The 16,905-nt window shown below is 36.7% G+C and carries 16 protein-coding genes; 6 read left to right on the forward strand and 10 right to left on the reverse strand.

Going from position 1 to position 16,905, the window contains the following annotated elements; all coding sequences use genetic code 11:
* Nucleotides 1-72 precede the first annotated feature (72 nt).
* From map to ABES03_RS22885, 3 genes are all read left to right on the forward strand, one after another.
* Nucleotides 73-813, forward strand: a complete 741-nt coding sequence (map, locus tag ABES03_RS22875; RefSeq protein WP_430121035.1) for a type I methionyl aminopeptidase — start codon at nucleotides 73-75, stop codon at nucleotides 811-813.
* 242 nt (nucleotides 814-1,055) lie between these two features.
* Nucleotides 1,056-2,363 carry a hemolysin family protein gene (locus ABES03_RS22880; RefSeq protein WP_430121037.1) on the forward strand — a complete coding sequence of 436 codons (1,308 nt, stop codon included), beginning with the start codon at nucleotides 1,056-1,058 and terminating at the stop codon, nucleotides 2,361-2,363.
* A 249-nt stretch (nucleotides 2,364-2,612) separates the two neighbouring features.
* Nucleotides 2,613-3,959 (forward strand): TrkH family potassium uptake protein, encoded by a 1,347-nt coding sequence (locus tag ABES03_RS22885; RefSeq protein WP_430121039.1) that lies wholly within the window; start codon nucleotides 2,613-2,615, stop codon nucleotides 3,957-3,959.
* A gap of 66 nt (nucleotides 3,960-4,025) precedes the next feature.
* Here the strand turns inward: ABES03_RS22885 and ABES03_RS22890 are convergent, their stop codons facing one another.
* The 3 genes from ABES03_RS22890 to ABES03_RS22900 form a co-directional block, all read right to left on the reverse strand.
* Nucleotides 4,026-5,171 carry a cation:proton antiporter gene (locus ABES03_RS22890; RefSeq protein ID WP_430121041.1) on the reverse strand — a complete coding sequence of 382 codons (1,146 nt, stop codon included), beginning with the start codon at nucleotides 5,169-5,171 and terminating at the stop codon, nucleotides 4,026-4,028.
* Nucleotides 5,172-5,410: 239 nt separating this feature from the next.
* Complete coding sequence (locus tag ABES03_RS22895; RefSeq protein WP_430121043.1) at nucleotides 5,411-5,587, reverse strand: hypothetical protein; 177 nt, start codon at nucleotides 5,585-5,587, stop codon at nucleotides 5,411-5,413.
* Nucleotides 5,588-6,198: 611 nt separating this feature from the next.
* Nucleotides 6,199-6,816 carry a DUF421 domain-containing protein gene (locus ABES03_RS22900; protein WP_430121045.1) on the reverse strand — a complete coding sequence of 206 codons (618 nt, stop codon included), beginning with the start codon at nucleotides 6,814-6,816 and terminating at the stop codon, nucleotides 6,199-6,201.
* A gap of 144 nt (nucleotides 6,817-6,960) precedes the next feature.
* Between ABES03_RS22900 and hmpA the strand changes: the two genes are divergently transcribed.
* Entirely contained in the window at nucleotides 6,961-8,241 is a 1,281-nt protein-coding gene (hmpA, locus tag ABES03_RS22905; protein ID WP_430121047.1) for an NO-inducible flavohemoprotein, read from the forward strand.
* A 101-nt stretch (nucleotides 8,242-8,342) separates the two neighbouring features.
* On the opposite strand, the gene ABES03_RS22910 is transcribed toward hmpA, so the two are convergent.
* The 5 genes from ABES03_RS22910 to ABES03_RS22930 all read right to left on the reverse strand — a co-directional run bounded on the left by ABES03_RS22910 (nucleotide 8,343) and on the right by ABES03_RS22930 (nucleotide 13,520).
* Nucleotides 8,343-8,690 (reverse strand): hypothetical protein, encoded by a 348-nt coding sequence (locus ABES03_RS22910; protein WP_430121049.1) that lies wholly within the window; start codon nucleotides 8,688-8,690, stop codon nucleotides 8,343-8,345.
* Between the two features lie 78 nt (nucleotides 8,691-8,768).
* Nucleotides 8,769-9,929 (reverse strand): MFS transporter, encoded by a 1,161-nt coding sequence (locus tag ABES03_RS22915; RefSeq protein ID WP_430121051.1) that lies wholly within the window; start codon nucleotides 9,927-9,929, stop codon nucleotides 8,769-8,771.
* Between the two features lie 285 nt (nucleotides 9,930-10,214).
* Nucleotides 10,215-11,852 (reverse strand): PhnE/PtxC family ABC transporter permease, encoded by a 1,638-nt coding sequence (locus ABES03_RS22920; protein WP_430121053.1) that lies wholly within the window; start codon nucleotides 11,850-11,852, stop codon nucleotides 10,215-10,217.
* Nucleotide 11,853: 1 nt separating this feature from the next.
* The gene (locus ABES03_RS22925) at nucleotides 11,854-12,606 is read right to left on the reverse strand and encodes a phosphonate ABC transporter ATP-binding protein (protein ID WP_430121055.1); all 753 of its coding nucleotides are present in this window, start codon (nucleotides 12,604-12,606) and stop codon (nucleotides 11,854-11,856) included.
* A 14-nt stretch (nucleotides 12,607-12,620) separates the two neighbouring features.
* Complete coding sequence (locus tag ABES03_RS22930; RefSeq protein ID WP_430121057.1) at nucleotides 12,621-13,520, reverse strand: putative selenate ABC transporter substrate-binding protein; 900 nt, start codon at nucleotides 13,518-13,520, stop codon at nucleotides 12,621-12,623.
* A gap of 399 nt (nucleotides 13,521-13,919) precedes the next feature.
* Between ABES03_RS22930 and ABES03_RS22935 the strand changes: the two genes are divergently transcribed.
* The gene (locus ABES03_RS22935) at nucleotides 13,920-14,414 is read left to right on the forward strand and encodes a hypothetical protein (protein WP_430121059.1); all 495 of its coding nucleotides are present in this window, start codon (nucleotides 13,920-13,922) and stop codon (nucleotides 14,412-14,414) included.
* Between the two features lie 91 nt (nucleotides 14,415-14,505).
* Nucleotides 14,506-14,727, forward strand: coding sequence for a spore germination protein (locus ABES03_RS22940; protein WP_430121061.1), 222 nt, complete (start codon nucleotides 14,506-14,508; stop codon nucleotides 14,725-14,727).
* A 26-nt stretch (nucleotides 14,728-14,753) separates the two neighbouring features.
* Here ABES03_RS22940 and ABES03_RS22945 read toward each other — a convergent pair whose 3' ends face one another.
* Both ABES03_RS22945 and ABES03_RS22950 read right to left on the reverse strand, forming a co-directional pair.
* Nucleotides 14,754-16,058: a nucleobase:cation symporter-2 family protein gene (locus ABES03_RS22945; RefSeq protein ID WP_430121063.1), complete on the reverse strand. Its 1,305-nt coding sequence runs from the start codon at nucleotides 16,056-16,058 to the stop codon at nucleotides 14,754-14,756.
* On the reverse strand, nucleotides 16,058-16,651 hold the full coding sequence (locus tag ABES03_RS22950; protein ID WP_430121065.1) for a xanthine phosphoribosyltransferase: 594 nt from the start codon (nucleotides 16,649-16,651) through the stop codon (nucleotides 16,058-16,060). Before ABES03_RS22950 ends, ABES03_RS22945 begins: the two co-directional genes overlap by 1 nt.
* Between the last annotated feature and the right edge of the window lie 254 nt (nucleotides 16,652-16,905).

The raw sequence follows: 16,905 nt of genomic DNA on the forward strand, positions 1-16,905 counted from the left end.
ACAGGGTATAAAAATTAACAATGTTCTTAAACACAGCCATATTATTAAATTATTATGATTGGGGAAAGTACAATGATTGCAAAAACCGAAGAGGATTATAATGGCTTAAAGGAAATTGGAAAAATAGTTGCTTCTATTAGAGATGCATTGGTACAGAAGGCGAAACCCGGCATTACAACATTAGAACTAGATGAATTAGCAGGAGAGTTATTTGAAAAGGCGGGTGCCGTTTCAGCTCCAAAAGGGGAATACGATTTTCCTGGGTATACATGTATCAGTGTTAATGAAGAAGTGGCACATGGGATTCCAGGTAAGCGTGTAATTCAGGAAGGAGACCTCGTCAACATCGATGTGTCAGGTTCAAAGAACGGATATTTTGCTGATACTGGTATTTCGGTTGTTGTTGGAGCGGGTGAAGAGATATTAACAAAAATTTGTGATGTGGCAAAAGAAGCTTTCGAGGCCGGCTTGAAGAAAGCCAAACCAGGTTCGAAGAAAAGTGGCATCGGTAAAGCGGTCATTCAAACTGCTAAACAAAATGGATTAACAGTTATTAAAAATCTAACAGGTCATGGGGTTGGACGTTCTATCCATGAGGCGCCGGACCATGTGTATAATTATTTTGAGCCATGGGATGATGAACTGTTAAAAGAAGGTATGGTTATCGCCTTTGAACCATTTATCTCCACTGAAGAAGAGGAAGTCTTTCAATTGGATGACGGTTGGACTTATGTAACTAATAAGAGCTTTGTTGCTCAAATTGAACATACACTCATTCTTACAAAAAACGGACCAATTATTACTACCCTTTAAAGGAAAGTATGCCTAATATATTTAGAATGGATATAGATCTTTTCCAAATGAGGGAGAAGATTTATATCTTTTTCGCTTTACACATCAAAACCGTAACGTTGACTGTACGGTTTATCGTGGTATAATTATTTGTTAAAGGGAGTTTTCCTTTAACAAGTTGTTCTTTAGAAATTTTATAAATAAATAGATTCCTTATATAAACAGGAGGTGTAATCCTTACTTAATTTTAAGTAAGGAGACCATTGATCATTGGTAATTTAATAATAATAGCAATTTTAATTGCGTTTACAGCATTTTTCGTATCTTATGAGTTTGCTATTGTTAAAATACGTGGGTCGAGAATTGACCAGCTAGTTGCTGAAGGGAACAAAAACGCAATCGCTGCGAAAACAATTGTTACAAATCTAGATGAATATCTTTCAGCTTGTCAATTAGGGATTACCGTAACAGCGTTGGGGTTAGGTTGGTTGGGGGAACCTACAGTGGAACATATTCTTCATCCTCTGTTTGTTCATTTTCAAGTACCAGAGTCCATTTCAGGCGTTTTATCATTTATTCTTGCGTTTGCTTCTGTAACATTTATTCATGTTGTAGTTGGTGAACTTGCACCAAAAACCATTGCGATTCAAAAAGCAGAGGCAGTTACGTTGACCTTTGCAAGGTCGATGATTCTGTTTTATAAAATAATGTATCCATTTATAAAGGCTTTAAATGGTTCTGCACGATTAATAACAGGCATCTTCGGACTAAAACCTGCTTCTGAACATGAAGTGGCACACTCTGAGGAAGAACTGCAGTTAATCATTTCAGAGAGCTACAAAAGTGGTGAAATTAATCAATCTGAATATAAATATGTGAATAACATCTTTGAGTTTGATGATCGTCACGCTAACGAAATTATGGTGCCACGAACAGAGATTGTAGCATTTGATATTTCACAATCCTTGGATGAATGTTTGCAAATTGTCACCAAAGAAAATTATACAAGATACCCAGTCATTGATGGAGAGAAAGATAACATTGTGGGTATGGTGAACATGAAAGAGGTTTTTACAGAATATATCAAAGGTAAAAATGTTGAAGCATCAATCGAAGAGTATGTTCGTCCGGTGATTCAAGTGATTGAATCCATTCCTATCCATGACTTGCTGGTTAAAATGCAAAAGGAACGTGTGCATATGGCTATATTGATGGATGAATACGGTGGTACAGCAGGGTTAGTGACGGTTGAGGATATATTAGAAGAAATTGTCGGGGAAATCCGAGATGAATTTGATGCGGATGAGGTACCCGATATTAATAAAATTAGTGAAACAAAAACCATCGTAGATGGAAAAGTTCTGATAGATGAGATTAATGATTTATTTGGCTTAGATCTTGAAAATACAGATATGGATACAATTGGCGGATGGATCCTTTCAGAAAAGATCGATGTAGTCGAAGGTGATACATTGAAGTATAACAACTATGAATTTAAAATCCTTGAAGTTGATGGCTATCATATTAAGTCACTACAAATTTTAAAAATAAACCAAGAATCCTACGCGTAAATAATAGGGGGATGACTCAGAATATAAGAGTCAGCCTCCTTTTTTATTGCCCCAATTTCCTATTAGGAAATAATCATGTTTACAAATTATTCTTGAAATAGTAAGATATGATTCGTAATAAATTTTGAAATTACCAAGTTTGATACAAATTGGAAATCAGGAGACCATAGAATATACATGCTCATTGTGTTTCTTTATAAAAAAGGGATATTTAAACTGTATCAGCATTGATTGGATGGGGGCGAAAAGGTGAATTTATTTAAAAAAAGGGGAAATTTAATCAAATTACACCCTGCACAAATATTGGCAATAGGATTTGCTGTCTTAATTTTGATAGGTACTTTTTTGTTAATGCTCCCTGTTTCAACATATGAAGAAGGTCGTGGCTTACACTTCATAGATGCTTTGTTTGAAGCAACCTCTGCAGTATGTGTTACAGGTTTAGCCGTTGTTGATACAGGAACCACATTTACACTATTTGGACAAATTGTCCTTCTCTTTCTCATTCAAGTTGGCGGCTGGGGATTTATGACAACAGGGATATTAATGTTTATTATCCTGGGTAAAAAAATCGGCTTGAAAGAGAGATTACTTCTCCAAGATTCATTAAATCTATTCACTCTGTCCGGAGTTGTAAAGCTAGTGCGGAGGATTATTATTATCACATTAATTGTTGAAATTCTTGGTGCTATCTTTTTAGCTATTCGCTGGTCTAATGAAATGCCTCTGGGGAAAGCTATTTATTACGGGATTTTTCATTCTATTTCTGCCTTTAACAATGCTGGTTTTGGACTTGAATCAGATAGTCTAAGTAAGTGGGTAGGTGACCCGACTGTTAACATAGTAATTACAATGTTATTTATCATCGGTGGTATTGGGTTTACGGTGATTCTTGAATTATGGCAAAAAAAATCATTACGAAAATTGTCCTTGCACTCAAAAGTAGCATTACTTATGACTTTGATTTTAAATGTGGTTGGGTTCTTAGTTATTTTATTAGCTGAATTTAATAATCCTCATACAATTGGAAAACTTAGTTTGGATGATAAACTATGGGCGTCATATTTCCAAGGGGTTGTTCCTCGAACCGCTGGTTTCAATACAATTGATATTGGTCAGATGACTCAATCATCTCTAGTTTTCATGATGGCACTCATGTTTATAGGAGCCTCATCAGGATCCACGGGTGGAGGAATTAAAGTTACAACATTTGCTATAATTATGCTAGCTTTTTGGACAGTAGTTACGAACAGAGAAGATGTTAATATCTTTAGAAGACGTATTTCATGGCGATTGGTTAATAAATCGCTTTCTATTGGGGTTACCGCGATTATTTTTATATTCACCATTTTCTTTTTACTAACCTTTACTGAACATGCCCCAATGAGTAAGCTCTTATTTGAAACCATCTCAGCCTTTGGTACAGTAGGTTTAACTGCAGGTCTAACAGGTGATCTCTCGCCACTCGGAAGAATCTTAATCACAATTCTCATGTTTATTGGAAGAATTGGCCCATTAACAATGGCATTCGCGCTAATGTCCAACCGTCCTGAATCTAAAGTTAGATATGCTGAAGAGAAGATTTTAATTGGATAACAATAATGAGGCTGACTCCACACAAGTGGGTCAGCCTTAGTTCATAAATTTAATGCGTAGGAATTTCTATGCACTTTGTTCAACTTTTTTCGATTTGAAAAACTTTTTCATCATTGGAGGAGTAACGATGGTTGTCACAAGGATGACCACTACTAGTACGGCAAATAAATCTTGATCTAACAAGTTGTTTTCTATGCCTATTGCTGCAATTATTAAGGCAACCTCTCCACGAGATACCATGGCGGAACCAATTCCAAGTGAACTATTCCAAGAGAAGCCTGCTAGTTTTGCTGCAAAAGAAGCTCCAAGAAGCTTTGTTAGAATAGCCAAAATACTTAACAATAGGATTAAACCTAAATTTTTACTAATTCCACTAAATTCTGCAGTCACACCAATAGAGGTAAAAAATACTGGTACAAAGATTGAGTAACTAATTGTTTCTACTTTTTCGAAAACTTCGTGTTTGAACTTGGTTAAACTAATGGCAACTCCTGCGATATAAGAACCAATTATAGCAGCCACTCCCGTGTATTCGGCTAAGTAAGCATAAACAAAACAAATAATTAATGCGGAGGAAATAACCGTTTCTGTAACAAATAATTTTGAAAATCTCTTTAAGAATATAGGAACCAATTTCCACCCAATTAGTATTGCTCCTATAAAAAATAATACCTTCTTCAGAATAACGACTCCTAAATTTACGTCCCCCCCAGCAAGACTCATTAAAAAGGCTAAGGCAATAATAACCAAAACGTCATCGATAACAGCAGCACCAAGTATTGTCGTACCTTCACGGGATTTTAGTTGGCCCATTTCTTTTAAGGCTTGGACGGATATACTGACACTTGTTGCGGAAAGCAATAATCCTAAAAACAATGATTGGATAGTCGAGAGATTTAATAGTAATCCACTGAAATAACCAAGAACAAGTGGAACAATAATTCCACCGACACCTACTAAGGTAGATGCCTTTCCAGTCCTTCTAAATTCATCGAGATCCGTTTCTAAACCTGCAATAAACATTAATAGAATGACGCCAATTTCACTAAATTCTTTCAGAGTATTGGTATCGTTAATTAATCCTAAAACTGATGGACCTAGGACGATCCCAATCAGCAGTTTACCTAAGACTGAAGGCTGACCTAATCGAACACTTAAACTTCCTGCCATTTTTGAAGCAATTAATATAATAGCTAATTGTAGTATGAGCATAAAAAACCTCCTCTTTTACAGATGATAAGCTCATTCTCTCCTTCACCGTAAGAGCCTGCCACCACAGGAAATAAATATCCATTAGCGACAGGCTCCTAACTTAATTGTAGATTATTTTATCCCCAATTGATGTTTCTAAACCCAAATAGTATAAAAACAGAGCGAAGTCGCTCTGTTTTTATTTGTTATGTTATGTGATTGCTTACTATTCCATGAACTACACATGAACTGAATCTTTTTTATAATAACTTGTTACTTTCAATGTACGTTTCAAGTGCAGGATGAAATTCCTTTTGATAATGTTGATCCGGACATGATTTTATAATAATTGATTTTATGGGATTGGAATGGTGAGTTTCTAATACTTTATTACATTTAGGACAAAGTTCAACAAAGAGATTTTTTAGAAAACGCATAGGTCAACCTCCTATTCATTAAATTCCTATAGTTATACTGTGAATTATACAAGAAAATATTGATTTTTCAATAGGTATTTATATAATCCCATTAAATTAAGGAGAAATACTGAATGTAAATAAATTGTTTTTTTCCTGTTGACACTTACTTTATTTTAAATTATCATTATACCCATAAGGGTATAAAAAACGTGGAAAAATAAACAACTTATCCTGGAAAAAAACAAGGTTAAAATAATGAAAGGTTTTAAACATTAAAAGCTATATGGAGGTATAGATAATGGTACAAGTTACTCAGACTGCCATGACAGCCATAACAAATGAAGTTCAGGACCTACTTAATGATGGAAAAAAGCCGCTTATTCGTTTATCAATGGGAATTGGCTGAGGTGGACCTCAGCTGCGACTGACTCTGGAAGAGTCAGCTTTAGAAACCGACGAAATTACAGAAAAAGAAGGTATTCAATTTTTGGTCAATCAAAGAGATAAGTATTATTTTGATGATGCGAGTCTTGATTACTCAAAGTCCATATTTGGTGGTGGACAATTTAGATTAATATAATTAAAAACAAAAACACGTTGGAAATGACCAGCGTGTTTTTGTTTTATTATTATTGTAAACGAGTCGGCGGAAGGGAAGCATGACTTTCATTTTTTACTTCTGTAAAAAGATTCTCTTGACTAACATCAACCTTATTTAATTGCTTACTGAGTTGCAATAGTACTGAATTATTAATTGATAAAATTTGAATTAATTCATTATATTCTTTTTTTGTCATTGGTTGAGCTTCAGGCGTCAATGTTAAACCTAATTGTCCATTTGGTTCTAATGTCGCAAATTTCACATCTTTAATGTTAGTCACATTTTTCTGTCGTAAGGTCATCTCAAGTTGATCAACCGTTAATCTAAGTTTTTTTAAATTTGTTTCATTTAAAACACCATTTTCAATAACTACTTTAGCTTTACCTGTGATGAATTTTTCAAAAAAATCAGATTTCACTTGTAAAAACTCTAAAGCAATAAGGGTAGCAACCAACACTGCTCCAACCAAAAATGTGTTTCCTAGTTTTTCACCAGAAACAGGTTGAATAAGTAGGGAACCAAGCGCAATCATTATCACAGTTTCTGCAATGGTCATTTGAGATATTGTTTTTCTTCCTGCCACACGTAATAGTAGAGTACCAAAAAGGACAATCAAAATTGCTTTCCAAATCAAATTTAAATCCATCTATGAACCTCCTTAACCCTCATCCAGTTTTAGTATGTAACTTTAATAATGAATACTATTCAAGTTCTAACAATTTTTACCTCCACTAGAACATTTTTATCAGGAGATACTTTATTTGTAGGAAATGAAAGGAGAAAAAAGAATATGTCAAAGGCAAATTTACAAGATAAACAAGGCTGGCAGGAAGTTTTAAAGACTGTGAAAACTCTTGATCCTCATAAGCTAGAAATTATTAAAACAACCTTGCCTATTGTTAAGGAACATGGTGAAGCAATAACTAAACATTTTTATAAACGCATGTTTAAACAGCATCCAGAGCTCCTAAACATATTTAACCAAACACACCAAATGACCGGTCACCAGCCTAAAGCATTAGCTGACGCTGTATATGGTGCAGCAGCAAATATTGAAGACTTTAGCAAAATTATGCCTGTGTTGGAGAGAATTGGTGAAAAACACCGAAGCCTTCAAATAAAGCCTGAACACTATCCAATAGTTGGAGAGAATTTACTAGGTGCGATTAAGGAAGTTCTAGGAGATGCAGCTACTAACGAAATCATTGATGCTTGGGCTGATGCCTATGAGGTAATATCGGACGTGTTTATTCGAATGGAAGATCGAATGTATAAAACTACTGAAACCATGCCGGGTGGCTGGGCTGGTTTTCGTGATTTTGTAGTAGATAAAAAAGTACAAGAAAGTGATGTCATTACTTCTTTTTACTTAAAACCTAAAGATGGAAAAGAAATAGCCGTTTTTATTCCGGGACAATACATAACGGTAAAAATGGATGGTATCGGAGAGGAATATACCCATTTACGTCAATATAGCTTATCAGATAGCCCTGATTTAGACTATTATAGAATAAGTGTGAAAAGGGAAGATTCAAAAGACCAAACAATTCCAGCAGGAATCGTTTCTTCCTATTTGCATTCCCATGTAAAGGAGGGAGACATTATTCCGATTACTGCACCTGCTGGGGACTTTTATTTGGATATAAAATCTACCTTGCCATTGGTGTTGATTAGCGGTGGGGTTGGTCTAACACCCATGATGTGTATGTTAAATACGACGGTCAAAGAAAATCCAAATCGGGAAATTTACTATATACATGCTGCTATTAATAGTAAACTGCATGCATTTAAAAACCATGTTAATGATCTGGCGGCAGAGCATAAAAATGTAAAATCCTTTGTTATTTATGAGCAACCCACAGATCAAGATAGAGAAATGAACAATTTTGATAATGAAGGATATATAAGTCTTGAACTACTTCAACAATTCATACCGACAAAGGAGGCGGACTTTTACTTTTGTGGCCCTGAACCATTTATGAGAGTAGTAAATAAATCCTTAAAACAGTGGGGAATCCCAGAAGAACACATTCATTACGAATTCTTCGGATCGTTTGGTAACTTAGAATAACTAGAAAGTAATAAACTCCTTGAAAGAATTACCGTTCATAATAAACCAGGTGGATTAGAGAAAGTTGCTAATCAATAATGAAAAAAACACGCTGAAATGACTCAGCGTGTTTTTTTATTATCTTTTTTATCTTTGTAATCCCAATATTTCAGGGTATCCGTTTTCCCTGTAGGCTCACTTTTTACCACATTTCCATCCTTGTCTTTATAAACCTCATATTCCTCATACGTTTCAAGGATATAACCATCTACTTTTTCCCGCTTTTCAAGTTTTTCTTCTAAAACGGGAATGTCTTCCGATGCTTCTACGTCAACCGGCTGAGCCATAACAGGCTGGTCGGCAGAGTAGGCATATTCCTTATTTAAAAAGGAATAAGGTGAATCCAGATAGGCAGCAAAACCTAAAATGGCGATAAGGAAACATACATTAATAAAGGTTTTACGTTTCATTCTTTCAGGCTCCTTTATACATCAATCCTTATAAACCATTTTATGCATGTCCCAGCAACATATTCCTCCAATAAGATATTACATGTTTGTTGTTTTGACTGCAGAGACCTGCGGTCGAAACAGAATAAATAAGATAAAGGCTGCCATGGATATAACGGCACCTGAAATATATGGGAGACCTAGAGAGAGTGAGAACAGCCAGCCACCAATTGGCGGTCCCACTATCCGTCCGAGAGAATCAAAGGAAGATAGAAGTCCCGTTGAACTCCCATGGCCTGTAGTAGACATTTTCGTAATTAGTGAAGATACACTAGGACGGATCACACCATTTCCTAACCCAAAAATGGTTAAATAGATGGCAGCTGTTGCAAAATTATGTACTAGTAAAATTAATCCAAAGCCAAGGGCTGAAACAATAATTCCACCTTGAATGACCATGCTTTCTCCGTATTTCTTAGTCCATTTGCCAACTAATCCCCCTTGCACCAAGGCACTGCCAAATCCCATGATCATAAAAATATATCCGAGTTGAGTGCTCTCCAAGCCCGCTCTTTTTGCTGCAAAATACGCAAAGGTTGCCTCTAATCCGGATAGGGATAAAGAAATTAGTAATTGAACGAAGAAAAGAACAGAGACTCTCGAGTTAAAAGCTTTCCAAATGGATTCTCGTCTAACGGTGCTCTTTTTATGAGTAGATTCTTTTAGTAAAAGGAAAACCAATACCAAGGTAATTAAAGATGATCCACTAGCTAAGTAAAAAGGCATACTTAAGCTGATTTTTGAAAAAATACCACCAATTGCTGGACCGAAAACAAATCCAAGGCCAGTGGCAGCTCCCACAATCCCCATACCTTTTCCACGATTTTCTTCAGTTGTAATGTCTGCAACATACGCCATGGCGGTTGGCATATTAGCAGAGGAGAGAATACCGCCTAAAATCCTTGCTGCAAATAACATCCATAGTTCAGTGGAAACGGCTTGGATTAGAAAAGATAAGGCAAGTCCGGTTATACCAATCATCATTACTGGTTTACGCCCGATTCGATCTGAAACCTGTCCCCATATCGGTGCAAAAATGAATTGCATGAGTGAATAAACCGCCATCAACAATCCAAGCTCAGTTGGGTTCGCACCAATTTCTTCAGCGTAGAAAGGTAAGACTGGGATAATAATACCAAACCCAACCATAACCAAAAACATTACTACAAATAAAATAGGTAAAGCTTTTTTTGTTTGCAAAGGTATTTCACTCCTTAGATGATTTCAACTGTTGTTGTCATATGGTAAATTTCACTATTAATAGAATAATGGAAAGTACAGTGACAATACAACCTAAATACATTATTTCTAGCTTCAGTTTTTGAATGGATGGGTTCGCAAATAAAACATGAGTTTACGCAAATAAAACCCGGAGAATCGCAAATAAAGCTTGAGTTTACGCAAATAAACAATGAATTTACGAAAATTTCGACCTGAGATTTCGTAGATAACTAAAAAGGATGCCTATTTTGGCATCCTTTTTTGCTATTTCACTGCTTTTCTTGTACTTTCTGATGCGAAGTCTGCAATAATCACAAGAATCATATAACAAAGGAGAAGCAGAGTAATTTGAGTATATTGGAAAAAACTCATTGCCAATTTAAATTCCATACCAAGGCCGCCTGCACCAACAAATCCAACCACAATGGTTGTTCTCATAATTACTTCCCAGCGATAGAGAATATAGGTAAGAAATCGAGGTAACACCGTTGGCAGGATTCCATAAAAGAAAATTTGAATTTTGGATGCACCTGCCGATGCTAGATTTCTTATCGGTCGTGGATCCATATCCTCAATAACCTCTGCCCAAAGCTTCCCAAGTATACCAAAATTGTGGAGAGCAAGAGCAATAGCGCCCGGTAAAATCCCCGGTTTGAAGATGAAAATGATCATCATCGCCCAAACAAGCTCAGGGACGGAACGAGAAAAGATATAGGAGACGCGGACAAGACCATATAAAAACCAGTTAAACCAACTCTTTGATGAAGTAAGACTACCATTTGCGATATTTCTTGCAGCCGGAATCACAGTTATGAAAGCGGCAACTGTCGAAAATCCGATTGCCATAATACTCATTTCTAGTGTTTCAAGCGTTAGTTTTAATGCAGAAGACCAGCTGTCTTCATTGAGGAAGGCTGGATTCTCTTGATGGAGCCCTACTAATCCACCGAAAAATTTCTTCGCATATTCTATATTCTTATCTGACAATAGCTCAAATAGTTGTGCATTCTCCCCAAGAGTAATATAGAACCAGGAGGCAGCGATTAACAAAAGAGTAAAGACAGTGGACATCCAACCAAGGCTTAAACCCTTTCTTCTTTTCCGCTCAGTTAACCCTTTTCGGACAAAATTACTCCAAACATCAACGAATAGCACAAGTCCGATGAGAAAAAACACATACGTCCATACTTGATCGTATTTCAAGTCAGCGAGAGATAATTGAATTTGATACCCTAATCCACCAAGTCCAACAAAACTCATAATAGCTGAAGAGCGAATGGAACACTCAAAGCGGTACATGGTGTAACTAATCATATCTGCCCAAACTAAGGGGAGGTAGCCATATATTAGTATTTGCAGTCGTGATGCTCCAGAAGATTTTAAGGCTTTAATTGGATTCTGTGGCACATCATTTAACATATCTGCAAATATACGGCCAAGAATCCCTCCGTAAGGAATGGCAAGGGCAAAGATAGCCGCGTACGGGGAAAGGCCAACTGCTGCCACAAAAAGCCAAGCCCAGATCAGTTCATGGATCGACCTTGTAAAACCTAAAATCCCTCTAAAAATTACTTTTGAAATCATTCGGGAAACTCGGCTTGACGTTAAAGTACCTGATGCAAGAACCCCAACGATAAATGCATAAATAACTGCCAATGACATTCCGGCAACAGCGTAAGCAAGGGTGATCCAAGATGATTCTAACCCTTTGAGCAGCACATCCGTAGTGAAATCGGGATGAATAATGCCTTCAAAAATTTGCAGCAGGGTGGGAATCCCCCCAGAATGAAATAAATCGGCATTCCATTTAATAGAGAAGAGGCTAGACGTGAAAATGGCCACTAACAGTAAAGTGAGAAGGAAGCGGTTATGCACGCGAAAGATGGATCCTTGTTTCATCATCTTACCCTTGCTCCTTTAACTGATAGAGGTCATTAAGCAATTCATCAGTTACTTGATTGGTAGGTAAATCAAAAAATATTTCTCCGTCCTTAAGAGAAATAATCCTCGTAAAATATTTTCGCGCATATTCAACGGAATGTAAGCTTGCAATTAAGGTTTGTTTTTCTTCTATTATAATTTTCGTCAACATGGCAAGCACATCGTCTGCCCGTGCAGGGTCAAGTGAGGCAACAGGTTCGTCAGCAAGAATTAATTCTGGCTTTTGTACCATTAGTCTTGCCATCGCAACTCGCTGCTGTTCACCACCAGATAAAGAGGATGTAATGTCATATACTTTTTCTGCTAAACCAACTCGTTCAAGTGCTCTAACGGCTAGGTCTTTTTCCTGTGGAACAAGTAATGACAAAAGGGACTTGAAAAGACCCCAGTCTGCCAATTTTCCGGCAAGGACGTTATGAATAACTGCAAGGGGTCCAATTAAGTCGAATTGCTGGCGAATGACTCCTACTTTTTTGGCAAAGGCTTTGCCTTTTTTATAGGAAGTTAGAAGTTTAGTATCAATTAAAAGATCGCCGCTGTTCAAAGGAACCAACCCGGCAATCGCATTCAAAAGAGTAGTTTTTCCGGCGCCACTTGGCCCAATTAACGCAACCAATTCTCCCTCCTTTATAGAAAAAGAAAGGGAAGATAGGGCTATCTTCCGCTCATAGTGTTTCGATATGTTTTTTGCTTCTATTTTTATATTTGAAGACATCTCAACTACACCTACTACTTAATAATCTGTAATTCTTTTGCGACCTTTTCAATCTTCTTGTAGTTATCATTTTTTGTTTCTACGAAGCTGTCAGTTTGGAATAAGTCAGCAATTTCTTTTTGCTCACCAGTAATAGAAAGAAGGGCATCCTTTACTTTCTTTTTCGTACCTTTACCGAATACTTCTTCTACATTGCTGTTAATGGTCCAGTTATAGTCATAATAAGCTGGTGTTGTATAGAATACTTTTACTTTGTTTGTATCCACTTTTCCTTCTTTAACTGCTGCCTCCCAAACTGCTTCGTTTAAAGCACCGGCTTTAAACGCACCTGATTCAATTAACTTGTATGTTGTATCATGTGAACCTGAGAAGTTTGGTTTGCCATCAAAGTCTTTATTAGCATCGATACCAGCTTCAGATAAGTAGTAACGTGGCATTAAATGGCCCGATGTAGAACTTTCACTACCGAAAGTAAAAGACTTTCCTTTTAGATCTTCAAGCTTAGTAATATTTTCTGATGCTTGGGTAATAAAAACAGAATGGAATTCTGCATCACGGGGTCTTTGGACAATGGATTCTGCATCTGGTACAAGGTTTCTAGCTTGTACGCTTGTTAATCCACCAAACCATGCCATATGAATTTCACCACGTTGAAAGCCAGTAACAAGTGCTGCATAATCAACAGATGGGACAAATTCGACTTTCATCCCCGTTTTTTCACTTAGGTAGTTTGCAACAGCTGTCATCCCTTTTTCTAGGTCAGCAGCGTTTTGGTCAGGTATCGCACCTATTTTAAACACTTCTTTAGTAGTGGTTTCTTTTTTTGTTTCATTTGCCTTTTCTTCTTTCTGTCCACAGGCAGCTAAAGAAAATAGCAGCAATACAGTAATCATAACAGACAACCATTTTTTCATTTACAAAATCTCCTCAGTTCTTAGGTTTTAAATAGTAGAAATGTCCTTGCATTTAAAATTATAGATAAATCCTATTTTAAAATAAATTCATTAAATCGATTTAATCTATTTATTGAAATCGGATTAATCAATAGTCACTGTATGTAAAGAGTTAAAAATGCCTGTGATAATAGGAAAAACCCCTGCAAAGACGCAGGGGTTTTCAAATATCAGTAAACGGATAATTGTGACCATTCAACAACATTCCAAATTTTTGTGACACAATCTTTATAAAAGTCAGGTTCGTGGCAGACCAAAACGACCGTCCCTTTGGAGAAAAATATTGTGAATTATTAGGAAGTCTTAAGAATAACGGTTCTATAAAGTGGGGTACCTTAATCGTAAAAAAAGGAAAATGTCATGATTGGACTCATTATAGCGATTGTTATTTTTAATTTCATTGCTTCTAAGACAAATAAGCAGTTATCTATGAACCAGGTTGTTCATATTTGGACTTTTACTGTAGCATTTCAAGCTACTTTTGATGTTTTTATCGAATTCAAATACAAAGCATACTGGTATTTTGACAAGGAAATTGATTGGAACGGATTGCTACCACATATTTTATTAGTCCCGGCTGCAAATATTATTTTTCTTAACTTTTACCCATTCAAAACAAAAATTATTAAACAAGCATTTTACATACTTTTTTTCACCATTGTCATTCTTGGGTATGAAATGATCACATTACTTCCCAAACCTTGGGGTTATTTTCATTATGGCTGGTGGGAATTGTGGCATGCAGCATTACTTGACCCCATTCTGCTACTGATATTACTTGGATATTATAAATGGATTTTAAGGTTAGAAAGAAAAGCGTGCCTTCAATCTAATAAAAAAGACGAAGCGAAATAGGAGTTTCTATTTTTATTAGTGTTAGTGAAGATGTTTAGACAAGCATCCTAACTTGTACATATACTAGTAAAAAAATAAAGGGGGACAAAGGGTGGCACTTAATCAAGACGGGATTAGTATTGGTACGATTTCTGGTGGTATTGTCAATTTTGGGGGAGCTGTATATATTGCTCCAATTTCTGTAACGAAGTCCATAACTGGTTCTGGTGAAGGAAATAAGGGGACAGATGTGTCTACGAAAACAGTGTCGAATTCTTCAAATCAGAATAGTGTAATGAGTTTAATCGATTTAATCAGGCGGAGCATAGAGTAGCTCCGCCTATTTTTTTCTTGTGTAGATTATGATGCTCTTAAGGTAGAAGTAGCTTGCTGTTGTTTGGATGGTTTAACTACGTTAAAAACAATGTTTAAAAAGATAGCAGTAAAGCTTCCAGCGACAATTCCATTGTTGGTTAAGATTTTTATGCTTTCTGGAAGGTGGGTAAACAAATCAGGTACAGCAGTTACACCAAGACCCATACCAACTGAGCATGCAATGATAAGTAGGTTTTCTTGTGAAGCAAATTCCACTTTGCTTAACATTTTGATTCCATAGGCGATAACCATCCCAAACATAGCCACCATTGCTCCACCTAAAACGGGAGTTGGAATCACCGTTGTAAACGCACCTATTTTTGGTACAAAACCAAGGACTACCAGGATTCCTCCCATAGTATAGATAACATTTTTCCCTTTTACGCCAGATAACTGAACGAGTCCAACGTTTTGGGAATAGGTGGTATACGGGAAGGCATTAAACAAGGCCCCAAGTATGCTTGCAATTCCTTCTGCACGATAACCCCTTGATAAATCCGCCTCTGTAAGCTTTTTACCTGTTATATCACTTAAAGCTAAATAGACACCTGTTGACTCTACTAGACTCACAATCGCTACTAGTGTCATTGTAATAATTGGTGTTAATTCAAATGAAGGAGTTCCAAAATAAAACGGTTTGACCATATGAAACCATGACGCGTCTGTAACAGCGGCAAAATTCACCTTACCCATTAAGGATGCTGCAATAGTTCCTGCAATTAATCCAAGGAGGATTGAAATAGAGCGGATAAAGCCTTTTGTAAATCTATAAAGTAAAATGATAAATAACAAAGTACCAAAAGCTAGACTGATATTTGTGATACTGCCAAAATCAGGGCTCCCTTGGCCGCCAGCCATGTTGTTCATTGCAACAGGAATTAAGGTAATCCCTATGATTGTAACGACTGAACCAGTAACTACAGGAGGGAAGAACTTGATTAATTTACCGAAAAATTGTGAAATGAGGACAACTATTAGGCCTGAAATAAGAATAGAACCGTAAATGGAAGAAATACCGTATTGGCCGCCAATTGAAATGATGGGTCCGACAGCCGTAAAGGTACACCCTAGAACAATTGGTAAGCCCACACCAAAAAAACGATTCTGCCAAACTTGTAAAATAGTGGCTATCCCGCACATTAAAATGTCGATGGAAACTAAATAGGTTAATTGTTCTCCGGAAAATTTTAATGCTCCACCGATGATAAGCGGTACAATCACTGCTCCAGCATACATGGCTAGCACATGTTGAATTCCTAAGGATGCTATTTTTAAAGGATGTTGTTTCATTAGATATATTCCTCCACCTTTTCATTTAAAAATATAACCTCTCCATTTGTAAGTGAGGAAATTTTAGCTAAAGATACTACCCTTAAACCTAGTTCTTGCAACTTTTGGGACCCGTTTTGGAAGGATTTTTCAATCACAATGCCAATACCAGAAACCTCTGCACCAGTTTGTTGAACGATGTTCACTAATCCAAGTGCCGCCTGACCGTTAGCAAGGAAATCATCTATGATCAGTACCTTGTCATTTGCATTTATATATTTCTTTGAAATCGAAATTTCATTTGTTTCATTTTTTGTAAACGAATAAACATTCGCAGTGAGCAAATCATCTGTAAGGGTTAAAGATTTCTTTTTCCTGGCAAAAACGACAGGGACCATCATTTGTAATCCAGTCATGACAGCAGGTGCAATTCCAGACGATTCAATGGTCACGATTTTAGTAATTCCGATTCCATTAAACCTATCTGCAAACTCTTTACCAATCTCGTTCATTAAAGAAGGGTCTAATTGATGATTCAAAAACGAATCTACCTTTAGAACATGTTCATTTAGGACCATTCCGTCCTTTTTAATTTTTTCCTCTAATAGTTTCATAGTTACCTCCAATAAAAAAATAGGCTCTGTTAAACTTGCCTGTTGATTTCCGCTCCAGGCACTTCGCTTTCCGTGGGTGTTTCGGCGAGCCTCCTCGGCGCTTGCGCCTGCGGGGTCTCCCCTGAACCATACTCCCACAGGAGTCTTCGTGCCTTCCGCTCCAATCATCAGGGTATAAAAATTAACACTGTTCTTTAAGATAGCCAATTAATTTGGATCCTTATAGTTTAACGCCCTCTCACTATCACCATAGC

This window comes from Neobacillus rhizosphaerae, from assembly GCF_050477885.1.
Classification (GTDB): Bacteria; Bacillota; Bacilli; order Bacillales; family Cytobacillaceae; genus Neobacillus; species Neobacillus rhizosphaerae_A.

What these genes read in the sequence shown, in the direction of transcription:
- ABES03_RS22935 (WP_430121059.1), top strand. Translation starts at nt 13,920, where the DNA reads ATGATTGGACTCATTATAGCGATTGTTATTTTTAATTTCATTGCTTCT.
- ABES03_RS22900 (WP_430121045.1), bottom strand. Translation starts at nt 6,816, where the DNA reads ATGGATTTAAATTTGATTTGGAAAGCAATTTTGATTGTCCTTTTTGGT.
- ABES03_RS22945 (WP_430121063.1), bottom strand. Translation starts at nt 16,058, where the DNA reads ATGAAACAACATCCTTTAAAAATAGCATCCTTAGGAATTCAACATGTG.
- hmpA (WP_430121047.1), top strand. Translation starts at nt 6,961, where the DNA reads ATGTCAAAGGCAAATTTACAAGATAAACAAGGCTGGCAGGAAGTTTTA.
- ABES03_RS22930 (WP_430121057.1), bottom strand. Translation starts at nt 13,520, where the DNA reads ATGAAAAAATGGTTGTCTGTTATGATTACTGTATTGCTGCTATTTTCT.
- map (WP_430121035.1), top strand. Translation starts at nt 73, where the DNA reads ATGATTGCAAAAACCGAAGAGGATTATAATGGCTTAAAGGAAATTGGA.
- ABES03_RS22950 (WP_430121065.1), bottom strand. Translation starts at nt 16,651, where the DNA reads ATGAAACTATTAGAGGAAAAAATTAAAAAGGACGGAATGGTCCTAAAT.
- ABES03_RS22925 (WP_430121055.1), bottom strand. Translation starts at nt 12,606, where the DNA reads ATGTCTTCAAATATAAAAATAGAAGCAAAAAACATATCGAAACACTAT.
- ABES03_RS22910 (WP_430121049.1), bottom strand. Translation starts at nt 8,690, where the DNA reads ATGAAACGTAAAACCTTTATTAATGTATGTTTCCTTATCGCCATTTTA.
- ABES03_RS22920 (WP_430121053.1), bottom strand. Translation starts at nt 11,852, where the DNA reads ATGATGAAACAAGGATCCATCTTTCGCGTGCATAACCGCTTCCTTCTC.
- ABES03_RS22895 (WP_430121043.1), bottom strand. Translation starts at nt 5,587, where the DNA reads ATGCGTTTTCTAAAAAATCTCTTTGTTGAACTTTGTCCTAAATGTAAT.
- ABES03_RS22890 (WP_430121041.1), bottom strand. Translation starts at nt 5,171, where the DNA reads ATGCTCATACTACAATTAGCTATTATATTAATTGCTTCAAAAATGGCA.